Genomic DNA, 1,937 nt, shown 5'->3' on the forward strand with positions numbered 1-1,937 from the left:
TCAATGCCCAGCAAAACTATTGATGTCCGAGAGTACACCGTCAGAGCGCACAAACGGGAAATTCATACTCGCGTTTTCAACTTCGTATGCAAGCAGTGTGAACAACCCACACAACGAGAAACCTTTGGTGTGCGACCACTCTACTGTGAGCAATGCCGTCCGCCACAAGCACCTAAGCAATCGAAATTAGTCCCTATAGGCAAGAGGAAACCCAGAGCTATGAACTATAAAAGCGGGAAGGATATCGCTGGGTGATTTGTTGTCTCAAGGGTGAGTGAAGCAGTGCGCTCATTCGCCCGACCTAATTCAAACTGGTAAAAAGTAACTCTAATGTTTAGGAGTCATTCAGGAGGTGCAAACTGTGCAAAGACCTCGGCCCCTGTGAGATTCTGAGTTTCATTGGCAAAACAGTAATACTTGGGCTTTTCATCAATGAATACCTGATGATCGAAAACAAGACCTTCATAGTTCTCGAATAGTCCAACAGGCATGAAATACTGGTTATTTTGTTTCAATTTGTAAAAAAGATGGCTACCACACTGCTTACAGAATCCACGTTCTGCCCACTGTGACGATTGATAAACCCCAATATTTTCTTCACCAGAGAAGCTAACATCACTTTTACAGTCAACAGCTAACAGAGGCCCTCCGCCCCAATTGCGGCACACACCACAATGACACGCTCCCACATTTTTACTCATGCTAGTTGTGGAAAGGCTTACTGCTCGACACAGGCAACTACCTTTTGCAATATTTAGATTAGACATATTATTTGCTCCGATTCCACGCAAGCGCTCCAATTGCTCACATTTTCCCCTATTTCATACTGGAAATGCCAAGAATATCAAGTAGTTCGCTTTCGTGACTTGACGAACTAATAGGTTCCTTCATTTAGCATCGGCTCGACCGTGAAGACCATCGCTGGACGTAATTTCAAACCATTGCCCCGTTTACCATAGTTTAAGTTGCCACAATGGAGTGATATCAAGGTTTCTAGCAGCAGATACGGCATTTCTAACCTACATCGGTACGGTTTACACCCCTTCAACTTTTGTAAAGCTATCGTAACATTTATTTATATAAAACAATATTTGCTTACACAAGCAAACTCAAATAAAAGCTATGAACCAACCCATTGAATTATCTTTAGAACAAGAATTTAGCCTTAGAACTTTCTCTGATCAAGTGGAGCAGATGTCCCGTGAACAAGCTCAAGAGTTTTTGCAGATGCTCTATAAGCAGATGATGATAAGGGAAACGACTTATCAAGAATTGCTCAAACATCAGTGGGAAGTTGGTTCAGGTTCAATCTTGGGCTAAAACAAACCTTGCGAGGTTACTTTAAGCAACTCAAAAGAGAACGAACACACAATTGTTTTTTTCAATGGCTTGGCAATAAGAGATTATTTGCTCCAAACTGGGAAAGTGCTTGCATAACCGACTCAGAATAATGGTTTTCATGGAACGGTGAACTAGTGTTACCTACACCGCCATCAACCAATCGCACACCACAGACTTGCCCCGTCCGCAAAGTTAACCCAAAGGAGCCACTGCCCCAGATATCCATCCCAGAACGGATCACCATCAGCAACGCCGATAAAAAAGCCAATTGTTTTGAGATTGATTGGATTAAATAGGCTAAAAGCCAGATTAGGAGAGGCTTTGAAACAAAGGTATAATTTTCTGTGGCAATAATAGGGCAGTATAAAAAGTAAATGGTGAATAAAAAATGGGCAGTCAAACGACTGACAGTAAATCTCACATCAACAGAAAGGCAGAAACTGGAACAATACTGTGCAAAAACAGGAAGACCCTTTAACGATGTAATTCGGGAATTACTGCGTTGTTTAAAGGTTTATACTAGTGTGGTAAAACTTACTAGAGAAGACGACTCTCTAAATTAGCCAAGTAACCCTTGGGATCTCTGCGAAATCGAT

General features: G+C 41.8%; 6 protein-coding genes. 3 read left to right on the forward strand and 3 right to left on the reverse strand.

The features are described 5' to 3' along the window. Window positions 1-3 precede the first annotated feature (3 nt). Window positions 4-255, forward strand: coding sequence for a hypothetical protein (locus tag GNF10_RS36600; RefSeq protein WP_185583233.1), 252 nt, complete (start codon window positions 4-6; stop codon window positions 253-255). 86 nt (window positions 256-341) lie between these two features. Here the strand turns inward: GNF10_RS36600 and GNF10_RS36605 are convergent, their stop codons facing one another. Both GNF10_RS36605 and GNF10_RS38180 read right to left on the reverse strand, forming a co-directional pair. Continuing rightward, entirely contained in the window at window positions 342-767 is a 426-nt protein-coding gene (locus GNF10_RS36605) for a GFA family protein (RefSeq protein WP_185583231.1), read from the reverse strand. A gap of 107 nt (window positions 768-874) precedes the next feature. After that, window positions 875-1,012 (reverse strand): hypothetical protein, encoded by a 138-nt coding sequence (locus GNF10_RS38180; protein WP_221643780.1) that lies wholly within the window; start codon window positions 1,010-1,012, stop codon window positions 875-877. A gap of 110 nt (window positions 1,013-1,122) precedes the next feature. On the opposite strand from GNF10_RS38180, the gene GNF10_RS36615 reads away from it, so the two are divergent. Then, window positions 1,123-1,320, forward strand: a complete 198-nt coding sequence (locus tag GNF10_RS36615) for an NblA/ycf18 family protein (RefSeq protein ID WP_185583229.1) — start codon at window positions 1,123-1,125, stop codon at window positions 1,318-1,320. Between the two features lie 61 nt (window positions 1,321-1,381). Here the strand turns inward: GNF10_RS36615 and GNF10_RS36620 are convergent, their stop codons facing one another. Continuing rightward, window positions 1,382-1,609 (reverse strand): hypothetical protein, encoded by a 228-nt coding sequence (locus GNF10_RS36620; RefSeq protein ID WP_185583227.1) that lies wholly within the window; start codon window positions 1,607-1,609, stop codon window positions 1,382-1,384. A gap of 106 nt (window positions 1,610-1,715) precedes the next feature. Here GNF10_RS36620 and GNF10_RS36625 point away from each other — a divergent pair, with 106 nt between their 5' ends. After that, window positions 1,716-1,904, forward strand: coding sequence for a CopG family transcriptional regulator (locus tag GNF10_RS36625; RefSeq protein WP_185583225.1), 189 nt, complete (start codon window positions 1,716-1,718; stop codon window positions 1,902-1,904). Window positions 1,905-1,937: the final 33 nt, after the last annotated feature.

The sequence above is a fragment of the Nostoc sp. UCD121 genome (genome assembly GCF_014222285.1).
Classification (GTDB): Bacteria; Cyanobacteriota; Cyanobacteriia; order Cyanobacteriales; family Nostocaceae; genus Nostoc.

Coding starts and splice junctions, on each gene's coding strand:
- GNF10_RS36605 (WP_185583231.1), bottom strand. CDS start 767: ATGTCTAATCTAAATATTGCAAAAGGTAGTTGCCTGTGTCGAGCAGTA.
- GNF10_RS36615 (WP_185583229.1), top strand. CDS start 1,123: ATGAACCAACCCATTGAATTATCTTTAGAACAAGAATTTAGCCTTAGA.
- GNF10_RS36600 (WP_185583233.1), top strand. CDS start 4: ATGCCCAGCAAAACTATTGATGTCCGAGAGTACACCGTCAGAGCGCAC.
- GNF10_RS38180 (WP_221643780.1), bottom strand. CDS start 1,012: ATGCCGTATCTGCTGCTAGAAACCTTGATATCACTCCATTGTGGCAAC.
- GNF10_RS36625 (WP_185583225.1), top strand. CDS start 1,716: ATGGTGAATAAAAAATGGGCAGTCAAACGACTGACAGTAAATCTCACA.